The sequence below is a fragment of the Tabrizicola sp. genome, from assembly GCF_016793705.1.
Classification (GTDB): Bacteria; Pseudomonadota; Alphaproteobacteria; order Rhodobacterales; family Rhodobacteraceae; genus Tabrizicola.
Window position 1 is genome coordinate 13,455 of sequence record NZ_JAEULO010000035.1, and the last position, 19,879, is coordinate 33,333.

Sequence of the window (19,879 nt, forward strand, 5' to 3'; positions counted from 1 at the left end):
GCCTTTTCCTTACATCTGCCAGACACGGGGCGGGGGGCCGTCGCGCAGCACCTCCAGCACCCGCAGGATTTGCCGCCGCATTGGCCAGCCATCTACAGCCATCAGCCGCAGCGTCAGCTTGCCGTCAAAGCCCGAGGCGCCGGCCTGAACGCCGGGTTCATTCAGAACCGCCCGCACCGCTGCCACCCGCGCCTCGGCGCCTTCGGCCACCAGGGCGATGCTTGCAAAGGCCCGCGCTTTGCCCAGAATGCCCAAGCCCGCCTCCCGTGCGGTGCTGTTCAGCCGCAAGGGCTCCACCAGAACCGGCACGCCTTGGCGCAGGACCTGGCGGCGGTCCAAGAGGTTCACTTGCCGCACCACCTCGCCCATCGCGGCGCGGCCCAGGACAACGGCCTCGAGCAACAGACAGGAGGCGCCTGCGGCGAGCGAGACCGTCGTCACCCGCTCCAGCGCGGAATGGTCGAAAAGGATCGTCTCCTGCGGCAACCAGTCGAGATGCGCGCCCGGCCCGACCTCATGGCTTACCTCGACCCTCGCCATCCCTTCGACGCTGCGATAGGCCCGTTCTGCCGTCTGCGTCGTGGCCGTCACCCGGCAACCGGCACCCAGTGCCAGCCGGTAAGACAAGCGATCCCCGCCAGTCATCCCACCCGAAGTGTTCAGGAACACCACGTCCGGTGCCGACACCGAGGGATGCACGAAGGCCTTGGCCGACCCGGACTGGTGTAGCCTCTCAAGCCGCGTCCAGACCCCGGCGCGGCGGAAACTGAGACGCGCGGCGCCGTGACTGCGTTCGGCGGTGGAAGCGGGGCAAGCGATCATCAGGACCTGCGGGGTTGCTTCCGCTGGGGTAACTCCTGGTCGCACTGGGGTCTTGGGCCAAAATGGCAAAGCCGGGGTGCCGCTGCGCAGGGAAGGGCGCATCTGACGAAAACGCAGGCAGTTTGCCTACAAAGGCGTCAGTCCTGGAAATCCCGCGATGACGGGCGGGAAGGCGTCGCTGACCCGGTTCTGTCGGAGACCTGGTTCTTAATGCCGCGCCCGGAAGCGCGTCGGGTCCGGCATTCGGCGTCGCCCCTCGGCGCATTGGATGAGCGCAATCGAGGGCAGCTGGTTCCAAGGGTGTTATCCCGGCCACGGCCTATCTTCGCATCCGCCATTCAGTGTCGGCACGAGACCCAAGAGGGATTGGCCTTCAGCCCCGCACCACCCGGTTCACGTGGCCCATTTTGCGACCGGGGCGCGGGGCGCCCTTGCCGTAAAGGTGGACAGCGGTGTCGCGGGCTTTCAGAAGCTCGGGCACCCGCAGGACATCGTCACCGATCAGGTTTTCCATCACCACATCGGCATAGCGGTTGCCATCGCCCAGGGGCAGGCCCGCGACCGCTCGGATGTGTTGTTCGAACTGGTCCACTGTGCAGCCTGCCTGCGTCCAGTGGCCCGAGTTGTGGACACGCGGGGCGATCTCGTTGACGAGCAGGCCGCGCGGAGTGACGAAAAGCTCTACCCCCATGACGCCGACATAGTCGAGCGCGTTCAGGATGCGGGCGGCGATCAGCACGGCATCGGGGCGCTGGCCGGGGGACAGGCGCGCGGGGACAGTGGTGGTCCGCAGGATGCCTTCGCGGTGGATGTTCTCGCCGGGGTCGAAGCAGGCGACGGACCCGTCGAGGCCGCGGGCGGCGATGACCGAGACCTCGCGGTCGAAGGCGACGAAGCCTTCCAGAACCGAAGGCGCACCATTCATCGCGGCCCAGGCGGCAGGGATGTCAGCCTCGGCGTCCAGCTTCACCTGGCCCTTGCCGTCATAGCCAAGCCGCGTGGTCTTCAGGATGGCCGGCAGGCCGAGGCTTTCGGCCGCGGCGCGGAGGTCGACTTCGGAATTGACGGCGGCCCAGGGGGCGGTCTGCAGGCCGAGGTCATTCAGGAAAGACTTCTCGCTGATCCGGTCCTGGCTGATCGCGAGTGCGTGGCGGTTGGGCCGGATCGGCTTCAGGCTTTCGAGGAGGTCGAGCGCGGAGGTCGGGACGTTCTCGAATTCGTAGGTGATGACATCGACCGAGGCGGCGAAGGCGCGAAGAGCGGTTTCGTCCTCATAGGGTGCCGTTGTCACTTTCAGGGCCACGTCCCCGGCCGGGGCGGCGCCGGGTTCATAGATGTGGCAGCGATAGCCGAGGCGGCTGGCGGCGACGGAGAGCATCCGGCCAAGCTGGCCGCCGCCCAGGATGCCGATGGTCGCGCCTTGCGGAAGTTCAGTCATCCTTCGGCTCCTCGGGGATCGAGGCCGACAGCGCCTCGCGCCAGGCGTCAAGCCTTGCGGCCACGACCGCATCGGAGGTGGCGAGGATCGCTGCGGCCATAAGGCCTGCGTTGGCGGCCCCTCCGATCGCCATGGTGGCGACCGGGTAGCCCTTGGGCATCTGCAGGATGGAATAGAGCGAATCGACGCCCGACAGCGCCTTGGTCTGGACCGGAACCCCGATCACCGGGACCCGGGTCTTCGAGGCCATCATGCCGGGCAGATGTGCAGCCCCACCGGCCCCGGCGATGATCACCTTGAGGCCGCGCGACACGGCGGTCTTGCCATAGTCCCAAAGCCGGTCGGGGGTACGGTGAGCCGAGACGATCTTGGTCTCGTAGGCGATGCCCAGCTCATCCAGGATCTCGGCGGCGCCCTTCATCGTAGGCCAGTCGCTTTGCGACCCCATGATGATTCCCACGTCAACGGCCATCGGCGCCTCCGCATTGCTTTGGTGGCGCGCTTACCTTGGCGCGGGCGTAGGGGCAAGCGTCAGGCGATGATATCCGGGATCAGCATGTCCTCGATCTTCACGATCTGGTCCTTCAGAGCAAGCTTCTGCTTCTTCAGGCGGCGAAGCGTGAGCTGATCGGGGCGGCCGGTGGTTTCGAGGGCATGGATAGCCTCGTCCAGGTCGCGGTGTTCGCGACGCATGACCTCAAGCTTGATGCCGAGCATCTCTTCATGACTGAGTTCGGAGGGGGCGTTCATAGTGGGGCGAATCGATTCCTGCCTTTCCTGCAGGATATAGGAAAGCACTGCTCTTGGGTGAAGGTTTCTGCGAAAATTCCCGCAGGACGCATGCAGTCTTCGGCATTCCCCGGCCTTGCGGGGTCGGGCGGCGGGCCCCATATTGATCGCATGCGGTGCCTGTACCGGGGCCGCCAAGACCGAACCGTCGCTTATGCCAAGGACTGTCCGATGACGAAACTGAGCTTTGGGGCCCATCCCTACCTTCTGGGGTTCGAGCAGCTGGAGAGGCTGGTCGAGCGCACAGCGAAATCGGGGGCCGAGGGCTATCCTCCGTTCAACATCGAGGCCGTGTCGGAAAACGCCTACCGGATCACGCTGGCCGTCGCAGGCTTCCGTGAGGAAGACATGTCGATCACGGTCGAGGACCGGCAGCTTGTGGTGCGGGGCCGTCAGGCCGAGGATATCGGCGAACGGGTCTTCCTGCATCGGGGCATTGCCAGCCGCGCCTTCCAGCGCAGCTTTGTTCTTGCCGACGGGGTCGAGGTCGCGGGTGCCACGATGGAGAACGGGCTTCTCCACGTCGACCTGCGCCGGCACGTCCCCGAGACGGTGGTGCAGACGATCCGGATCGGTCGAAAGGATGCCAGCCAGAAGGGAGGGGGCAAGAAATGAACACGCCATTCAACGGATTGCCGCAGGGCGGTGACCGGATCGTCTATGTCCGCGAAGTCGCGGTGGGCGATCTGCCCGATGAAGTGCGCGAGCAGATGGGGGGGCTGGATGTCGTCTATTCCGTTCACGGGATCGACGGACGCCAGCTGGCGCTGGTTGCGGATCGCAAGCTCGCCTTCCATCTCGCGCGCGAGCACGATTTCACGCCGGTAAGCGTGCACTGACTGGCCTTTCGCGACGGAAGGGATAGGCTGACGCGTATGCGGTTCAGTCGCGAACGGAGGTCACGGTGAAAACCACACAAGGATATTCAGGCATCCAGATTGCCTTGCACTGGCTGATCGCCGTGCTGATCTTGGCAGCCTGGCTTTCAGGAGAGGGCGCGGAAGAGGCGATGGAAGCCGCCGAAAACGGCGGCGTCTTGGGCTTTGTGCCGCATGTGGCCTTTGGGCTTGCGATCCTGTTGCTGGTCGTCGTGCGGATCCTGGTGCGACTGTCGCGCGGGGCTCCCACAGCGCCCGGCACGCCGGGCAGCCTTTCGGTCATGGCGGCCGACTGGGGGCACCGTCTGATCTATCTCTTGATGGTCGCGGTGCCGCTGGGCGGGGCCAGCGTGTTCTTCCTGGGCCTCGAGGTGGGGGAAATCCACAGCCTTGCGGCCAATATCCTGATGCTTGTGGTCCTGGGCCATGCGTTGATGGCGCTTTACCACCAGTATGTGCTGAAGGACGGGCTCCTGCGCCGGATGATGCGGGCCGAGTGAACGAAAAAGGCCGCGCCCTGGGCGCGGCCTTTTCCTCAAGATCGGCGATCAGGCCCGGATCAGGCCCATCTGTTCCAGCTTCAGCAGCACCTGATGCGCGCAGTGGTCGACATCGACATTCTCGGTGTCCACCACCAGCTCGGCGGCAGTCGGCGCCTCGTAGGGGTCGGAAATCCCGGTGAATTCCTTGATCTTGCCTTCCCGGGCGAGCTTGTAGAGCCCCTTGCGGTCGCGGCGTTCGCATTCCTCGATCGAGGTGGCGACATGGACTTCAACGAAGGCCCCGAACGCCTCGATCATCTCGCGGACGGCGCGGCGGGTCGCGGTATAGGGCGCGATCGGCGCACAGATCGCGATGCCGCCGTTCTTGGTGATTTCCGAGGCGACATAGCCGATCCGCTTGATGTTCAGATCGCGGTGTTCCTTGGAGAACCCCAGTTCCGACGACAGGTGTTTCCGCACCACGTCACCGTCCAGAAGCGTGACCGGGCGCCCGCCCATCTCCATCAGCTTGACCATCAGCGCGTTGGCGATGGTGGATTTGCCGCTGCCGGAAAGGCCGGTGAAGAAGACGGTAAAGCCCTGCTTCGACCGCGCGGGGCTGGTCTTGCGGAGTTCGGTCACCACCTCGGGGAAGGAGAACCATTCCGGGATGTCCAGCCCTTCGCGCAGGCGGCGGCGAAGCTCGGTGCCCGAGATGTCGAGGACGGTCGAGCCTTCCGGGATCTCGTTCGCCGGGTAGTACTGGGCCTTCTCCTGCACATAGACCATGTGCTTGAAGTCGACCATTTCGATGCCGATTTCCGCCGCGTGCTGGGCGAAAAGCTCCTGCGCGGCGTAGGGGTCGTAGAAATCCTTGCCTGCGCTGTTCTTGCCCGGACCGGCGTGGTCGCGGCCGACGATCATGTGGGTGCAGCCGTGGTTCTTGCGGATGATGCCGTGCCAGACAGCCTCACGCGGGCCCGCCATGCGCATGGCGAGGTTGAGGAGCGACAGGGCCGTGGTCTGGGCCGGGTACTTGTCCAGCACCGCCTCATAGCAGCGGACGCGGGTGAAGTGGTCGACATCGCCCGGCTTGGTCATGCCGACGACCGGGTGGATCAGGAGGTTCGCTTCCGCCTCACGCGCGGCGCGGAAGGTCAGTTCCTGATGCGCGCGGTGCAGCGGGTTGCGGGTCTGGAAAGCCACGACCTTGCGCCAGCCGAGCTTGCGGAAAAGCGCGCGAAGCTCGTTCGGCGTGTCGCGGCGGGCCTTGAAGTCGTAGTGCACCGGCTGCTGGATGCCGGTCACCGGGCCGCCGAGGTAGACCTTGCCGGCCGTATTGTGCAGGTAGTTGACCGCCGGATGGGCAAGGTCATCGGCGCCAAAGACCTTCTCGGCCTCATTCGCCTTGTTCGGCACCCATTTGTCGGAGATCGACAGAATGGCGAGGATCACCCCTTCCTGGTCGCGCAGGGCGATGTCCTGGCCGGGTTCGACCTTGTCGGCGAAGGCCTCGGACACGTCCAGTGTGATCGGGATCGGGAACAGCGCGCCGCTTGCCAGGCGCATGTTTTCCACCACGCCCTCGTAATCCGCCTGCCCCATGAAGCCCTTGAGCGGGTTGAACCCGCCGTTCATCAGCAGTTCCAGGTCGCAGATCTGCCGGGGCGTCAGGTCCCAGGAGGGGAGCTGCCCGGCCTCAATTTTCAGCTTCTGGGCAGAGTCGTATGAGACGTAAAGCTCCGGGATCGGGGCATGGTTCGCAAGGGACATCGGTTCAACCTTTCTGCGCGGTCAGGGCCGCATTTGCGCGGGTCCGTAGCGCGGGAAAGGGGCCGAATTCAAGCGAATGCGGGGATTTCGCACTAGAAAAGGCGGAAATGCCGTTGGAAATGGCCCCGAAAGGCAACGGTTCTGCGCTGCAGCGTCAGGCGGGGCGGATTTCCCATGGAACCGGGACAAGAACGGAAACCAAGGAACGCTGTTCCGTCTGGGCGGGGCTAGACCGGCAGAAGCCGGGCCACGATCAGGCCGGAAAGCGGCAGATAGATCGTCTCGGACAGGATCCCGGCGATGGCTTCCTGCCAGCTGTAATCCGGGCCAAGGGCCTGGCCGACCTCGCCCAGGACGAACATCCCCCACCAGAGCAGGACGTAAAGCGCCCACTGCGGCCCAAGCGCCTCGCGGCCGACAAGCCAGATGCCGGTGAAGGCGATGGCGGTACCGATTTTCGAGACCGCGACGCCGGCCAGAAAAGCAGTGGGGTCATCGCCGGGCGGCTGCAGGCCGGTGAACCGCGAGAAGATGCCGTAGCTGATGATGGGCACGACGAAGAGAGCGAGAAAGACCAGGGAGGTGGTAAGGGCGAAACGCATGGCTGGACCCCTTGGCTGCAGAAAGCCCAGTCTGCCCGGTCATGCCCGGGTTCGCCTTGCGATGTGTCAATGCCACTGCCGGAAGGTCACTCTGGATTTGGCACGGGCGACATGGGTCACCCCCCACCGCAGTGGAACCGACCCGGCCTTGTGGCGGCTCGGAGGCCATGGAAAGATGAGTCCATTCACATCTGAACGGTTGCCACGATGCGCGTCCTGTTCCTTTCTGTGCTTTTGGCGGCCCCAGCGGCGGCTGATGTTGACTTCGACAAGGACGCCCGTGAAGACCTTGCGCTGATTTCCACATGTTTTGATGCGGCAGAGACCTCGGAGGCCGCGCAGGGCTGCGTAAACCTGACCTATGAGGGCTGCTTGGGGAGGATGGGGAGAGAACCGATCCATCCAGATCAAGCGGGATGCAATCGGCGGGAGCTGGCCCTATGGGATCATCTCCTGTCAATTCAGGAAAGGAACCTCGAGGCATGGTCCGTGCTGAAGGACAACGAAATCGCCCAGAAAGCTGAACGCTCCCCGTTTGCCCATCAGACTTTTCTGAAGGCTCAAGAGAACTGGGCGAAGTACCGCGTTGCTCAGTGTGTGTTTGACGTACAGCAGGTTGCCGGGGGCACGGCCGCGATCACCGTTGGACCGCATTGCGAAATGGACCTTGTGGTAGAACGAATGTTCGCGCTTCGTGCATTCCTGCGCGAGATCAAAATCGAGAGTCAGCCATGAAAGCGCTTATGCTTCTTGTTCTGGCTTCTTTGGCGTCCCCCGTTCACGCAGATGACTACGAGGATTGGGCGCGCGACTTCATTGTAATCCGGGAGCGGACTGAGAGCTGCATAGACGCAGCAACCAGCCACAGTGAGGCGGTATCATGCGCAGGGAAAGCAACGCGGGAATGCTTGGGTGAAATTGGCGAATGGCCCTACCCGGAACCGCGGAACTGCTTTCCACGCCGAAGCGCCTGGGAGTCGTTGCATCAGGCCGAACTGATGTTGCAACTGCGTGCGGCTGACTTGCTGGACCAGGAACGCTTTGAAATGGACTTGGTCACGACCGTCGGCATGATGCGAGCTGCTGTCGAGGCCGAGCTTGCATGGTCAGATTACGCCTTGAGCAGTTGCAGCGTGGAAGGCCTCGTGGTGGCCGAGTTAAGCTACGCCGAACGTCGAATGTTGCCGCTGACTTACTGCATGGATCGGATGTACGCGGAACGCATCTTCTATCTCAGGAGCGAACGGAACTGGTTGCATAGCTACCGCAATCGTTTGAAGGATCAGGTTACGCCAGATAAGCCCTGAAACTCCGAATGACCTCGTCGTAGACGGCGCGTTTGAAGGGGACGATGCTTGCGGCCATCTCGTCGGCCAGAATCCAGCGCCACTGCGCGAATTCGGGGTGGTCGGTGGCGATCCTGATGTCGCTGTCCTGCCCCTTGAAGCGGAACAGGAACCATTTCTGTTTCTGGCCCCGGTACTTGCCGCCCCAGACCTTGCCCAGAAGCTCGGGCGGCAGGTCGTAGGTCACCCAGCCATGCGTCTTGCCGACGAACTCAACCAGGTCACGCGTGACCCCCGTCTCTTCCCAAAGCTCGCGATAGGCGGCCTCGCGCGGCTTTTCGCCGTCATCGATTCCGCCCTGCGGCATCTGCCAGGCGGGTGAGGGGCTGTCGATCCGCTGCCCGGCAAAGACCAGACCGCGGGCGTCGATCAGGACGACGCCCACGCAGGGCCGGTAAGGCAGGTCATTCGGGTCAGTCATCGGCCGCCCGGCTGCTTACGGTGCGGCAGGGGCGATTGCGGTGAGCCCCTTGATGATGTCGACGGCATAGGCAAGCTGGTAATCCTCGTCCCGGAGCTTGGCAGCTTCCTCGGCCCGGGCGAGTTCCTCCTCGTAGAGCCGCTTTTCCTCATCCGTCATCGAGTCGTTGCTGATCGCACCGCGCAGATCGGCCTCGGACTGTTCACGCAGCGCAGCGCTCTTCTCTTCCTCGGTTGCGTTTGGATCGACGGGCGGGCGCTCGGGCTGGTTCACCACGATGTCGGGCGAGATGCCGAGCGCCTGGATCGAACGGCCCGAGGGCGTGTAATAGCGCGCCGTGGTCAGGCGCATGGCGCCGTCGCCCCGAAGCGGGATCAGCGTCTGGACCGAGCCCTTGCCGAAGCTCTTGGTCCCGACGACGACAGCGCGGCGGTGATCCTGCAGCGCCCCCGCGACGATTTCCGAGGCCGAAGCCGAGCCGCCGTTGATCAGAAGGACGATCGGCTTGCCATAGATCACGTCGCCCGGCTGGGCATTGTAGCGTTCGCCGCTGCCGGCAACGCGACCCCGGGTCGAGACGATCTCGCCCTTGTCGAGGAAGGCGTCCGATACCGAGATCGCCTCGTTCAGAAGCCCGCCGGGGTTGTTGCGCAGGTCGATGACCACACCATCAAGGTTTTCGGCACCGCCCAGTTCCTCGATCCCCTTGTTCAACGCCTCGATCATGCCCGAGGTCGTCTGGTCGTTGAACGTGGTGATCCGCAGAACGGCGGTGTTGCCCACGACCCGGCCCCGAACGGCGACAAGCTTGATCGTGTCGCGGATGATCGAGACGTCGAAGGGTTCCGGCGTGCCTTCGCGGACGATGGTGATGATGATTTCGGATCCGATCGGGCCGCGCATCTTTTCGACCGCCTCGTCAAGGATCAAGCCCAGAAGCGGCTCGCCGTTGACATGGGTGATGAAGTCGCCTGCCTGGATCCCGGCCTTGGCGGCGGGGGTGCCATCCATTGGCGAGATGACCTTGATGAAGCCCTCTTCCTGGGTCACTTCGATCCCGAGGCCGCCGAATTCGCCCTTGGTCTGGACCTGCATGTCCTCGAAGTCCTTGGCGGACAGATAGGACGAATGCGGGTCAAGCGAGGTGAGCATGCCGTTGATCGCGGCAGTCACCAGTTCGTCGGTCGGAACCTCTTCGACATACTGGGCGCGGACGCGTTCGAAGATGTCGCCGAACAGGTCCAGCTGTTCGTAGACCGAGCTGTCCTGTACCGATTCCTGGGCGACGAGTGGTCCCGCGACCTGCGTGGTCAAAACGGCCCCCGCGACGGTCCCGGCCAGCGCGGCCATCACTTGCTTCTTCATCCTCGTCAGTCTCCTGTACGGGCCAGGCCTGCGAACCACTGCATCGGGTCCACGGGCAATGCGCCTTGTCTGAGTTCCATATAAAGCGTTTCCGTATCGCGCCCACCAGACCGATCTGGTGCCTGCGCCATGAATTCCGCCGTTGCCGCCTCGGGGCCGCCCATCAGCCCAAGGGGGGCATCGCCGGCGACGACCTCTCCCACTTCGCCATACAGGATATCCATGCCGGCGAGCACAAGAAGATAGCCGTCGCCCGGTTCAAGGATCATCACATTTCCGTAGTCAAGGAGCGGCCCCCGGTAACGGATGGTCGCGGGCCACGGCGCGGTGACAAGGGCGCGGGCCTGCGTGGCCAGGGTCACGCCAGGCCGGCGGGTTCCGGCCGCGTCGGGTTCTCCTGGAAGGCGCAGGACGGTTCCCAGCACCGGTAGCGGCAGCTTTCCAAGTTGGTCGGCAAAGGACGTACCACTTTCGGCGTCGGGCGAAAGGCCAGCCGCGAAGGCATCCAGCGTGTCGGCGCTGTCTAGAAGGCCCTTAAGGACTTCGGGGTCTTCCGTGAAACGACGAGGCAGGTCGGTACGGTCTGAAATCGCCTTCGACAGTTCCGTGCGCGCGAGTTGTGCCGTTACCAGACCCTTTTCCAGCACCGCGCCTGCCGAGAGCTGGAGGGCCCGAAGCTCGGACAGTTCCAGGAGTTCGGCCTTGAGGGCCGAGGCTTCGGACACGAGCGCCGGGGTCACATCCGCAAGGATCATGCCCGACCGTGCGGTTCCAAGCGCACCCTCGGGATGCAGAAGCAGGAGCGGTCCCGGGTTGGCCTCCATCGTGGCCAGCACGCCAAGCAGGCGGCCGATCCCGTCTCGCTTGGACTCGAACTGGCGCGTGAGGGCCGTCTCGCGCAGGGCGGCCTCACGCAGTGCGCCCCGCAGGGCGGAGAGGCCCTGCTCATAGGCGCGGATCGTCTGCGACAGGGCCGAGACCCGATCCCGTGCCTCGGTCGCGGCCTCAAGGGCTGCGACGGCGCTCTGCAGCTCGGCCGAAGCCTTCGCTGCCTGTTCTGCCACGGTTTCGGCCGCGACCGGACCCGACAGGATAAGCGCAAGGAGGGCGGCGCGGATCATGCGATAAGCGAGGTCCCGGTCATTTCCGCCGGTTGCGGCAGGCCCATGAGCTGCAGGATCGTGGGAGCAAGATCGGCGAGTCTTCCGCTGCGCAGGTTTGCCCCCTTGGGGCCGCCGACCAGGATCACCGGAACCGGGTTGGTCGTGTGCGCGGTATGCGGGCCGCCGGTGACGGGATCGACCATGACTTCGCAATTGCCGTGGTCAGCCGTGACGATCATCGCACCGCCCCGGGCCTCCAGCGCCTTCAGCGCGCGGCCAAGGCCCCGGTCCACCGCCTCGCAGGCCTTGATCGCGGCTGGAAGGCTGCCGGTATGGCCGACCATGTCGGGGTTGGCGTAGTTGACCACGATCAGGTCATAGCCCTTTTCGATCGCCTCGACGAAGCGGTCAGAGACCTCATCCGCGCTCATCTCGGGCTGCAGGTCATAGGTCGCGACCTTGGGTGAAGGCGGCATGGCGCGGTCTTCGCCCGGATAGGGCACCTCGCGGCCGCCGTTCAGGAAGAAGGTGACATGGGGGTATTTCTCGGTCTCGGCCAGGCGGAACTGGGTCAGGCCGTGCGAGGCTACCCATTCGCCCAGCGTGTTGACCAGCACCCGCTTTGGGAAGGCCGTGCCCATATAGGCGTTATGGGCGTCGGAATATTCGACCATGCCAAGCATCGCCGACCAGTGCGGCCGCGCCCCGGCATCGAAAGCCGTGAAGCCGGGGTCGCCGAGCGCCGCGAGAATCTCGCGCGCACGGTCGGCGCGGAAATTGAGGCAGAAGAGCCCGTCGCCGTCTTTCATGCCCTGATAGCCCGCAATCACCGAAGGCGCGAGGAATTCATCCGTCTCGCCCTTGGCATAGGAATGGGTCACGGCGCTTGCCGCATCCGGGGCGATCTCGCCCGAGGCGCGGACCATGGCGGCAAAGGCACGCTCGACCCGGTCCCAGCGGTTGTCGCGGTCCATCGCCCAGTAACGGCCGCAGACCGTGGCGATCCGGGCGCCTTCCGGCATGGCGGCGGCCAGTTGCGCGACGAAGCCCGCCGCCGAGGAGGGGGCCACATCCCGGCCATCGGTGATCGCATGCAGCGCGACCGGAACCCCAAGCGCGGTGAGCGCGGTGCAAGCGGCGATGACGTGGCTGATATGGCCATGCACGCCCCCGTCAGAGACGACGCCCAACAGATGGGCCGTGCCGCCCTTGGCCTTCACCTTCGCGGCAAAGTCGAGAATGGCGGGGTTCTGGGCGAAGCTGCCATCTTCGACCGCAAGGTCGATGGCGCCGAGGTCCATCGCCACGACGCGGCCCGCGCCGATGTTGGTGTGGCCGACCTCGGAATTGCCCATCTGTCCGCGCGGCAGGCCCACGTCCGGCCCGAAGGTCGTCAGGGTGGCATGAGGGCAATTGGCCCAGAGCCGGTTGAAGTTCGGCACATTGGCCTGCGCCGGGGCCGAGGTCGCCGGGTCCGGACCGATGCCCCAGCCGTCAAGGATGCATAGGACGACGGGTTTCGGGGCGGGCATGGGCGGGCTCCTGTCTTCTGTTGGCAGGGTTTTACGCGCAGGAGAGGGGCGGGGCAACCAGTGCGCTTTGCTGCCGGGATCACGCGTTCCTGGGCGTCAGGCCCGCAGCGCGGCCTTTTCACGGACCCGTTGCCGCCAGAGCGTGAAGATCCCGGCAGCCACCACGATCCCCGCGCCAATCACGACGTTGATCCGGAGCGTCTCGCCAAAAACCACAAGGCCGATCCCGCTGGCCCAGACCAGCTGCAAATAAGCGAACGGCTGGATCGCCGATGCCTCGGCCACGGCATAGGACTTGATGAGGAGCCAATGGCTGAGCGCCGCCGTGCAGCACAGAAGCGCCATCCATCCCCAGTCGGCCGGGGTCATCCAGGTCCAGTGCAAAAGCCCAAAGGGTGTCATCGCCACGGCGCCCACGACACCGGTCCAGAAGAAGCTGACCGATGCGCTGTCCTTGCGGGCGACATAGCGTGTCAGCAGGCCGTAGATCGCGAACATCGTGGCTGACAGCAGCGGCACCAGCGCCCAGGGCGAAAAGACCCCGAAGCCCGGCTGCAGGATGATCAACACACCGGCAAAGCCCACCAGGATCGCGGTCCACCGCCGCCAGCCGACCTTTTCGCCCAGGATCGGACCGGAAAGAGCGGCGACGAGAAGCGGATAGCAGGTGAAGACGGCATGCGCCTCGATCAGGCCCAGCTTGACGAAGGCCACCAGCATCACCGCGATTTCCGCCACCAGGATCAGGCCCCGGGCGAGCTGCACCATAGGCATGGCCGAGCGCGTTGCGGCTTTCAGGCCTCCTGGTGCGCGGGCGGCAAGGGCCATGACGAAAAGGGCGAAGAACCAGAAACGGACCATCACCACCATGTAGACCGAGTAGGTCGAGCCCAGATGGCGCGAGATCCCGTCCTGCACCGCGAAGACTACCGTGGTCGCGATCATCAGCCAGATGCCCAGCTTGGTGTTCTGCGGGGCGTGATGGTCCGGGGTCATGCGGGCTTGCGCTCAAGCGACAGGGCATAGAGCCCGGCGGCAATGATGACCACGGCGCCCAGGGCCACCGGCAGTTCCAGCGTCTCGCCAAAGACAGTAAGGCCGATGAGCGTCACGAACACGATCTGCAGATAGGCATAGGGCTGCACCCGTGCCGCCTCGATCGCCTCGTAGCACTTGAGCAAAAGCCAGTGCGACAGGATCGACAGAGCGCAATAGAGCGCCAGGAAACCCATATCCTGCGGGACCATCGGTTCAAGCTGCGGCAGGCCGATCGCGGTCATCAGAACCGCGCCAATCACGCCGGGCCAGAAGAAGGCGGGGAAGGTCGGCTCGTCCCGGGTGGTGAGGCGGGTCAGGACGGAATACATCGCGAAGAGGAAGGCCGAGGCAAGCGGCAAGAGCGCAGGCCAGGAGAAGACGCCGAGCCCCGGCCGCAGGATGATCAGCACCCCCGCCAGCCCGGCCGCGACCGCCGCCCAGCGCTGCCAGCTGATGCGCTCGCCCAGGATCGGGCCGGACAGCGCGACGATCAACAGCGGGCAGACGGCGAAGACCGCGTGGCTGTTGATCAGGCCGATCAATGTATACCCCCAGACGATCAGGCAGATCTCGGCCACCAGAAGGCAAGAGCGCAGCACATGGGCGGGAAGCCGGGTCGACCGGATCGCAGCGCGGGGGCCCTCGGGGCGGCGCAATGCCAGAACGATCACGAAACCGGCGAAGGCCCAGTAGCGGATCATGATGATCATCAGGGTCGAATATTCCCCGGCCAGATGCCGGGAAAACCCGTCCTGCGCCGCAAAGGCGGCGACGGCGGCCACCATAAGCCAGATGCCTTTGACGGGGTTCTTCGAGGACGACATGACGCGGGGGCGATAACACGCGGTTGCCGAAGGGGAAAGGGCATGAGGCGGGCTACCAGCCCGATCCGCACCTCCGTTGCCGAAAGTCCAACAGGCCGCTTGTCCCGGGCGAGCGAAGGTCCGACACTACCCGGGTCCGCAGAGGGAGCGACCATGACTGAGACCCCGGAAACCATCGGCTTTGTCGGCACCGGCCTCATGGGCCACGGCATGGCGAAGAACATCGTCGAGAAGGGCTATCCCCTCACCGTCACGGCCCACCGCAACCGCGCGCCGGTCGATGACTTGATCGGGCGGGGTGCTGTCGAGGCCAACCTCGAAGACCTCGCTGCCCGGTCGACGATCATCTTCCTGACCCTCCCCGGCTCGCCCCAGGTGGCCGAGGCTGTGGCGAAGATGACCCCCCACCTGAGGCCCGGTGCCGTGATCGTCGACTGCTCCACCTCCGACCCCACCGTCACCGAACGCCTCGCCACCGACCTTGCCGCCAAAGGCATCCATTTTGCCGACGCCCCCCTCTCCCGCACGCCGAAAGAGGCCTGGGCGGGGACGCTCGACTGCATGGTGGGCGCGGAACCCGAGATCTTTGCCCGCATCCAGCCCGTCATCGCCACCTGGGCCGGCAAGATCGTCCACATTGGCCGGGTCGGCGACGGGCACCGGATGAAGCTTCTGAACAACTTCCTCTCTCTCGGCTATGCCGCGATCTATGCCGAGGCGCTGGCGCTGGCCGCCAAGGTCGGCATCTCTACCACCACGTTCGACAGCGTGATCCGGGAGGGCCGCATGGACTGCGGCTTCTACCAGACCTTCATGGGCTACGCTTTGGAGGGCAACCGCGAGGCCCACCGCTTTACGCTCACGAACGCCTACAAGGACCTGCGCTATCTGGAGAGCATGGCCAACGCCGCCACTGTCGCCACCAGGATGGCGAGTGCGGCGAAGAACAGCTTTGCCTCGGCGGTGGCGCAGGGTGGGGCGGGGCCGGAGGATTATGTGCCCCACCTGACCGACTTCGTAGCGCGGGCGAACGGGGTGAAGTAGGGCCCAGGTCCGCGCCAGTTCCGGTCGCTGCGACTTGGTCAGGGCGGGGATACCAACTAAAGTCAGGTCCGCTGCGCGGATGCGGCCGCCCCAAGCCCTATTTCGTCATGCGTCCACTCGCCAGGGCGCGCAGATCGGTGCATCCGATGACCGCAGACTGCCCCTTGGCAAGCCCCATTCGGGCGCAGATGGCTTCTGATGGCGCATTCCCGGGCTCGACCCCGGTCATGAAATCGCCAAATCCGAAGCGTGATTCCATCTCAAGCAAGGCATGTGCCCCAAGAATGAGCGACAGCTTTTGACCACGCCGCGCCATGTCCGTGGCCAGCATGCCCCACCAAGCCTTCCTGCCCTGTCGGGGGTGATCCTGATGGGCATAGGCCGAGGACGCCGCGCAGGACACCACCTTGGAGCTGCGGTCAATGGCCACCAGACAGACGGCGGGCCGCAAGAGGCCGCGCAGGACCTCGCCACAGGGCGGCAGGACACCGCAGCCCAGGGCCATCTCGGCCAGTGACGCCAAATGCCCCTCCGCCGACGACGCATCCAGACGCTGCATGGTCACGTCATCGGGCAAGGAGCAAGTGGCAACAACCCGTCGGGCCGCGGCGATGGCAAGGTCAGACCCGTCCCACCTGTCATAGACCATGGGCACCAGACCGCGCGCCACGACCGAAGCCTTGATGGCTTCGACCTGGTCCAGCGGAACGGCCAGATAGGTCGCGCTGCCCTGGACGATGGCGAGGGCCGCAAGGTGATCGATGTCGCCGTCCTCGGGTCCGGGCAAGCCGACCGAGCGACCGTAATAGCTGTAGCGCCTGTCATGTCCCAGCAGGGCAGCCAGGCTTCTGCCGCGGCGCAACAGCGCGCGCTGATCGTCGCTTCCAAAGACCTCGTCTCTCATCTGGCTGGCCTTTCATGATGCCGCCGCGCAAGCCTGACGGGTGAAGGACTGCAGGTCAAAACTATACTGAGAGGAGGCTGGCTTTCCCGCGCGCGGTCCTGGCGGGCTTGATGCAGCGGGTCAGAGCACTTCCGACCAATCGGTCACAAGCTTGGTGGTCCTGAAGGGCTTCCGCTCGCCCCCACCCACACTTCGAATGCCCACAAGGACCTGCGCTATCAGGTGTACATGGCCAACGCCGCCACCGTCACCACCACGATGGCGAGTGCCGCGAAGAACAGGTTTGCCTCGGCGGTGGCGCAGGGCGGCGCGGGGCCGGAGGACTATGTGCCCCACCTGACCGACTTCGTGGCGCGGGCGAACGGGGTAGGGGGCTAATGGGGACTCCACAACCATTGCCCAGTGAGGCATGATGAGACCATGTTTTCAAAGTTCAATCAGTTTTTGTCCGGCATCGAGTGGCGACTGTCACTCGGCGCAGCAATTTGGGGAATCCTTTTCCCGGCTACGTCCATTGTCTTGCCTGCGTGGGCAACTTGGGCCACCGGTATACTGAGCGCGTATAGTCCCTTTTCGTGGGTTGCTGCGGGGTTCTTGGGGCTGTTCTTATACGCCGGATGCGTCGCTCTTTACGGTTTCGGGCAAGGTCGTGCGGTAAGGGCTCGCTATGATGCCAAGTTCATGGCAGCCACGGGTGGTGTGGACCCACTTGCCAAGGTATTCGAGGGAAAGCGCATCTTCCTGAACGACTTCATCTTGCCATCCAACCCCTTTGTAGACGGGAAGACCTTTGTCGATTGCGAGATCGTGGGTCCTGCGAACCTCTTCTTGCAGTCTGACAATGCAATCAACAACGTTCAGCCGGGTACGGTTGATGCGGTTGCACTTTCTGGCGAACGGCAGTTCTTCAATGGCGCCAGTCTGCGAAACTGTACTTTTCGTGGCTGCAAGTTCTTGCGGGTGACTTTGTTTTTCGGTCCTCAGGAGGCACACCTGATTAGGCAACTTGAGTGGCTCAACTGGATTACGCTGATCCCGCCTGCACCGGCTCTCAGCGAAAGCAGTGCGCCTTCGCTTATTGAGGATCAGACTGCAAAGACTCCGGAAGAGCCTACCGGCGAAAAAGCGCGATAGCTTGGCGCGTCCTCTTAAGATGCGACCAACGCTTCCCCCTCACCCACACTTCGAATGCCCACACGACCCGCAGGTCAGGCACCCTTCCACCATCCGCAGGTCATAGCTTCCGCAGGACGGACACGCCTTCCCCCTCGGAGCCTCTCCGACCCGCAACAGCTCAGCCTTCGGGTCGGATTTCAGGCCCAGCCCCTCGCCCTCGATAAAGCCGATGTCGATCAGGTGGCGTTCGATCACCCCGCCGATGGCGGCGAGGATCGAGGGGATGTAGCGCCCCTCCATCCAGGCGCCGCCGCGGGGGTCGAAGACGGCTTTCAGCTCTTCCACGACGAAAGAGATATCCCCGCCCCGCCGGAACACGGCCGAAATCATCCGGGTCAGGGCTACGGTCCAGGCGAAATGCTCCATGTTCTTGGAGTTGATGAACACCTCGAACGGGCGGCGGTGGCCGGCGATGACGATGTCGTTGATGGTGATGTAGAGCGCGTGCTCGGACCCCGGCCATTTGACCTTGTAGGTCTGGCCTTCCAGCGCGGCGGGGCGGTCCAGCGGGTCTGACAGATAGACCACTTCTCCCCCCGTCACCGGCTGCGAGGACACCGGGGCGGTTTCCTTCTCGCTGACGGTCAGGACGGACCCCGTCACGTCGTTCGGGCGATAGGTCGTGCAGCCCTTGCAGCCCTGATCCCAGGCGGCCATGTAGACCTCCTTGAAGTCGTCAAAGCTGATGTCGGCCGGGCAGTTGATGGTCTTGGAGATCGAGCTGTCGACCCATTTCTGCGCCGCCGCCTGCATGCGGACGTGGTCCAAGGGCGGAAGGGTCTGGGCGTTGACGAAATGTTCGGGCAGGGGCGCGTCGCCATGCCTTTCGCGCCAGAGGCGGACGGCGTAGTCGACGACCTCTTCCTCGGTGCGGGAGCCGTCCTTCTGCAGGACCTTGCGGGTATAGGCATAGGCGAAGACCGGCTCGATCCCGGATGAGACGTTTCCGGCGTAAAGCGAGATCGTCCCGGTCGGCGCGACCGAGGTCAGAAGGGCATTGCGGATGCCATGCTTGGCGATGGCCTCGCGGACGTCCTTGTCCATCTGCTGCATGTTGCCGCTGGCGAGGTAGCCCTCCGCTTCGAAGAGCGGAAATGCCCCCTTCTCCTTCGCCAGATCGACCGAGGCGAGGTAGGCCGAGCGCGCGATGGCATGCATCCAGATTTCGGTGACCTTCGCGGCCTCCTCCGACCCATAGCGCAGGCCGACCATCAGCAGCGCATCGGCCAGCCCGGTGACCCCGAGGCCGATCCGCCGCTTGGCCTTGGCTTCCGCCGCCTGCTCCGGCAGAGGAAAACGGCTGGCGTCGACGACGTTGTCCATTGCCCGGACGGCGACGCGGACCAGATGGTCCAGCGCCTTCATGTCCATCGACGAATGGGTCTCGAAGGCGTCCTTCACCAGTGTCGGCAGGTTGATCGAGCCCAAGAGGCAGGCGCCATAGGGCGGCAAGGGCTGCTCGCCGCAGGGGTTGGTGGCGGCGATGGTCTCGACATAGCCGAGGTTGTTCATCGCGTTGATGCGGTCGATGAAGATCACCCCCGGTTCGGCGAAATCGAAGGTGGAGCGCATGATCCTGTTCCACAGATCGCGCGCCTCGACCGTCTTGTAGATGCGGCCGCCGAAGACCAGCTCCCACGGGCCATCTGCCTTCACCGCTGCCATGAAGGCGTCAGTGACCAGGACCGAGAGGTTGAACATCCTGAGTCGCGCGGGGTCTTTCTTCGCTTCGATGAAGGCCTCGATGTCCGGGTGGTCGCAGCGCATCGTCGCCATCATCGCACCGCGGCGGCTGCCTGCCGACATGATCGTCCGGCACATCGCGTCCCAGACATCCATGAAGCTCAGCGGGCCGGAGGCATCGGCGGCGACGCCTTTCACCTCGGCCCCGCGCGGGCGGATGGTCGAGAAATCATAACCGATCCCGCCGCCCTGCTGCATGGTCAGCGCGGCTTCTTTCAGGCCGGTGAAGATGCCTTCCATCGTGTCCGGGATCGTGCCCATGACGAAGCAGTTGAAGAGGGTCACCTGCCGTCCGGTTCCCGCCCCCGCCGTGATCCGTCCGGCGGGCAGAAACTTGAAGCCTTCAAGCGCCGCGTAGAATTCGCCCTCCCACTTTGCCGGGTCCTTTTCGACCTCGGCCAGGGCCCGGGCGATGCGGCGCCAGCTGTCCTCGACCGTGCCGTCGATGGGCGTGCCATCCGCTTCCTTGAAGCGGTATTTCATGTCCCAGATGGCTTCGGCGATTGGGGCGGAAAAGGCGCTCATGGCGGGCAGGCTTTCAGGAATGCGGGGAACGCCCAAGCTACGCCCCAGAGCGGTTCCTTTCAACAGGCATTGCG

The 19,879-nt window shown here is 64.6% G+C and carries 22 protein-coding genes; 8 read left to right on the forward strand and 14 right to left on the reverse strand.

Annotation, left to right across the window (positions count from 1 at the left end; genetic code table 11):
• Window positions 1–9 precede the first annotated feature (9 nt).
• The 4 genes from JNJ68_RS07385 to JNJ68_RS07400 all read right to left on the reverse strand — a co-directional run bounded on the left by JNJ68_RS07385 (window position 10) and on the right by JNJ68_RS07400 (window position 3,010).
• Window positions 10–822: an urease accessory protein UreD gene (locus JNJ68_RS07385; protein ID WP_294980859.1), complete on the reverse strand. Its 813-nt coding sequence runs from the start codon at window positions 820–822 to the stop codon at window positions 10–12.
• A 373-nt stretch (window positions 823–1,195) separates the two neighbouring features.
• A complete protein-coding gene (locus tag JNJ68_RS07390; protein ID WP_294980862.1) occupies window positions 1,196–2,260 on the reverse strand; it encodes a 5-(carboxyamino)imidazole ribonucleotide synthase in 1,065 nt (354 codons plus the stop codon).
• The gene (gene purE / locus JNJ68_RS07395) at window positions 2,253–2,732 is read right to left on the reverse strand and encodes a 5-(carboxyamino)imidazole ribonucleotide mutase (RefSeq protein WP_294980865.1); all 480 of its coding nucleotides are present in this window, start codon (window positions 2,730–2,732) and stop codon (window positions 2,253–2,255) included. The genes JNJ68_RS07390 and purE overlap by 8 nt, the downstream gene beginning before the upstream one ends.
• A gap of 59 nt (window positions 2,733–2,791) precedes the next feature.
• Complete coding sequence (locus JNJ68_RS07400) at window positions 2,792–3,010, reverse strand: DUF465 domain-containing protein (RefSeq protein WP_294980868.1); 219 nt, start codon at window positions 3,008–3,010, stop codon at window positions 2,792–2,794.
• 210 nt (window positions 3,011–3,220) lie between these two features.
• Between JNJ68_RS07400 and JNJ68_RS07405 the strand changes: the two genes are divergently transcribed.
• From JNJ68_RS07405 to JNJ68_RS07415, 3 genes are all read left to right on the forward strand, one after another.
• Window positions 3,221–3,664 (forward strand): Hsp20 family protein, encoded by a 444-nt coding sequence (locus JNJ68_RS07405; protein WP_294980871.1) that lies wholly within the window; start codon window positions 3,221–3,223, stop codon window positions 3,662–3,664.
• A complete protein-coding gene (locus tag JNJ68_RS07410; protein WP_294980874.1) occupies window positions 3,661–3,888 on the forward strand; it encodes a DUF1150 family protein in 228 nt (75 codons plus the stop codon). Before JNJ68_RS07405 ends, JNJ68_RS07410 begins: the two co-directional genes overlap by 4 nt.
• Window positions 3,889–3,953: 65 nt before the next feature.
• Window positions 3,954–4,427, forward strand: a complete 474-nt coding sequence (locus JNJ68_RS07415; protein ID WP_294980876.1) for a cytochrome b/b6 domain-containing protein — start codon at window positions 3,954–3,956, stop codon at window positions 4,425–4,427.
• A 48-nt stretch (window positions 4,428–4,475) separates the two neighbouring features.
• Here JNJ68_RS07415 and JNJ68_RS07420 read toward each other — a convergent pair whose 3' ends face one another.
• Both JNJ68_RS07420 and JNJ68_RS07425 read right to left on the reverse strand, forming a co-directional pair.
• Complete coding sequence (locus tag JNJ68_RS07420; protein WP_294980879.1) at window positions 4,476–6,182, reverse strand: bifunctional sulfate adenylyltransferase/adenylylsulfate kinase; 1,707 nt, start codon at window positions 6,180–6,182, stop codon at window positions 4,476–4,478.
• A gap of 227 nt (window positions 6,183–6,409) precedes the next feature.
• Window positions 6,410–6,784 (reverse strand): hypothetical protein, encoded by a 375-nt coding sequence (locus JNJ68_RS07425; protein WP_294980881.1) that lies wholly within the window; start codon window positions 6,782–6,784, stop codon window positions 6,410–6,412.
• A 207-nt stretch (window positions 6,785–6,991) separates the two neighbouring features.
• Between JNJ68_RS07425 and JNJ68_RS07430 the strand changes: the two genes are divergently transcribed.
• Entirely contained in the window at window positions 6,992–7,519 is a 528-nt protein-coding gene (locus JNJ68_RS07430; RefSeq protein ID WP_294980884.1) for a lysozyme inhibitor LprI family protein, read from the forward strand.
• A complete protein-coding gene (locus JNJ68_RS07435) occupies window positions 7,516–8,091 on the forward strand; it encodes a hypothetical protein (RefSeq protein WP_294980887.1) in 576 nt (191 codons plus the stop codon). The genes JNJ68_RS07430 and JNJ68_RS07435 overlap by 4 nt, the downstream gene beginning before the upstream one ends.
• On the opposite strand, the gene JNJ68_RS07440 is transcribed toward JNJ68_RS07435, so the two are convergent.
• From JNJ68_RS07440 to JNJ68_RS07465, 6 genes are all read right to left on the reverse strand, one after another.
• A complete protein-coding gene (locus JNJ68_RS07440; protein ID WP_294980890.1) occupies window positions 8,072–8,551 on the reverse strand; it encodes an RNA pyrophosphohydrolase in 480 nt (159 codons plus the stop codon). The genes JNJ68_RS07435 and JNJ68_RS07440 overlap by 20 nt on opposite strands.
• 15 nt (window positions 8,552–8,566) lie before the next feature.
• Window positions 8,567–9,916 carry a S41 family peptidase gene (locus JNJ68_RS07445; protein ID WP_294980893.1) on the reverse strand — a complete coding sequence of 450 codons (1,350 nt, stop codon included), beginning with the start codon at window positions 9,914–9,916 and terminating at the stop codon, window positions 8,567–8,569.
• Window positions 9,917–9,921: 5 nt separating this feature from the next.
• Window positions 9,922–11,037 (reverse strand): peptidase M23, encoded by a 1,116-nt coding sequence (locus JNJ68_RS07450; RefSeq protein ID WP_294980896.1) that lies wholly within the window; start codon window positions 11,035–11,037, stop codon window positions 9,922–9,924.
• Window positions 11,034–12,551, reverse strand: a complete 1,518-nt coding sequence (gpmI, locus tag JNJ68_RS07455; RefSeq protein WP_294980898.1) for a 2,3-bisphosphoglycerate-independent phosphoglycerate mutase — start codon at window positions 12,549–12,551, stop codon at window positions 11,034–11,036. Before gpmI ends, JNJ68_RS07450 begins: the two co-directional genes overlap by 4 nt.
• A gap of 96 nt (window positions 12,552–12,647) precedes the next feature.
• Window positions 12,648–13,547 carry a DMT family transporter gene (locus tag JNJ68_RS07460; RefSeq protein WP_294980900.1) on the reverse strand — a complete coding sequence of 300 codons (900 nt, stop codon included), beginning with the start codon at window positions 13,545–13,547 and terminating at the stop codon, window positions 12,648–12,650.
• Window positions 13,544–14,413: a DMT family transporter gene (locus tag JNJ68_RS07465; RefSeq protein ID WP_294980903.1), complete on the reverse strand. Its 870-nt coding sequence runs from the start codon at window positions 14,411–14,413 to the stop codon at window positions 13,544–13,546. Before JNJ68_RS07465 ends, JNJ68_RS07460 begins: the two co-directional genes overlap by 4 nt.
• Window positions 14,414–14,566: 153 nt before the next feature.
• On the opposite strand from JNJ68_RS07465, the gene JNJ68_RS07470 reads away from it, so the two are divergent.
• Window positions 14,567–15,457 carry an NAD(P)-dependent oxidoreductase gene (locus tag JNJ68_RS07470; RefSeq protein WP_294980907.1) on the forward strand — a complete coding sequence of 297 codons (891 nt, stop codon included), beginning with the start codon at window positions 14,567–14,569 and terminating at the stop codon, window positions 15,455–15,457.
• Window positions 15,458–15,554: 97 nt separating this feature from the next.
• Here the strand turns inward: JNJ68_RS07470 and JNJ68_RS07475 are convergent, their stop codons facing one another.
• A complete protein-coding gene (locus tag JNJ68_RS07475) occupies window positions 15,555–16,361 on the reverse strand; it encodes an N-acetyltransferase (protein ID WP_294980910.1) in 807 nt (268 codons plus the stop codon).
• 228 nt (window positions 16,362–16,589) lie between these two features.
• Here JNJ68_RS07475 and JNJ68_RS07480 point away from each other — a divergent pair, with 228 nt between their 5' ends.
• The gene (locus JNJ68_RS07480; protein WP_294980912.1) at window positions 16,590–16,739 is read left to right on the forward strand and encodes a hypothetical protein; all 150 of its coding nucleotides are present in this window, start codon (window positions 16,590–16,592) and stop codon (window positions 16,737–16,739) included.
• 42 nt (window positions 16,740–16,781) lie between these two features.
• A complete protein-coding gene (locus JNJ68_RS07485) occupies window positions 16,782–17,495 on the forward strand; it encodes a hypothetical protein (protein ID WP_294980913.1) in 714 nt (237 codons plus the stop codon).
• A 39-nt stretch (window positions 17,496–17,534) separates the two neighbouring features.
• Here JNJ68_RS07485 and JNJ68_RS07490 read toward each other — a convergent pair whose 3' ends face one another.
• Complete coding sequence (locus tag JNJ68_RS07490) at window positions 17,535–19,805, reverse strand: adenosylcobalamin-dependent ribonucleoside-diphosphate reductase (protein WP_294980914.1); 2,271 nt, start codon at window positions 19,803–19,805, stop codon at window positions 17,535–17,537.
• Between the last annotated feature and the right edge of the window lie 74 nt (window positions 19,806–19,879).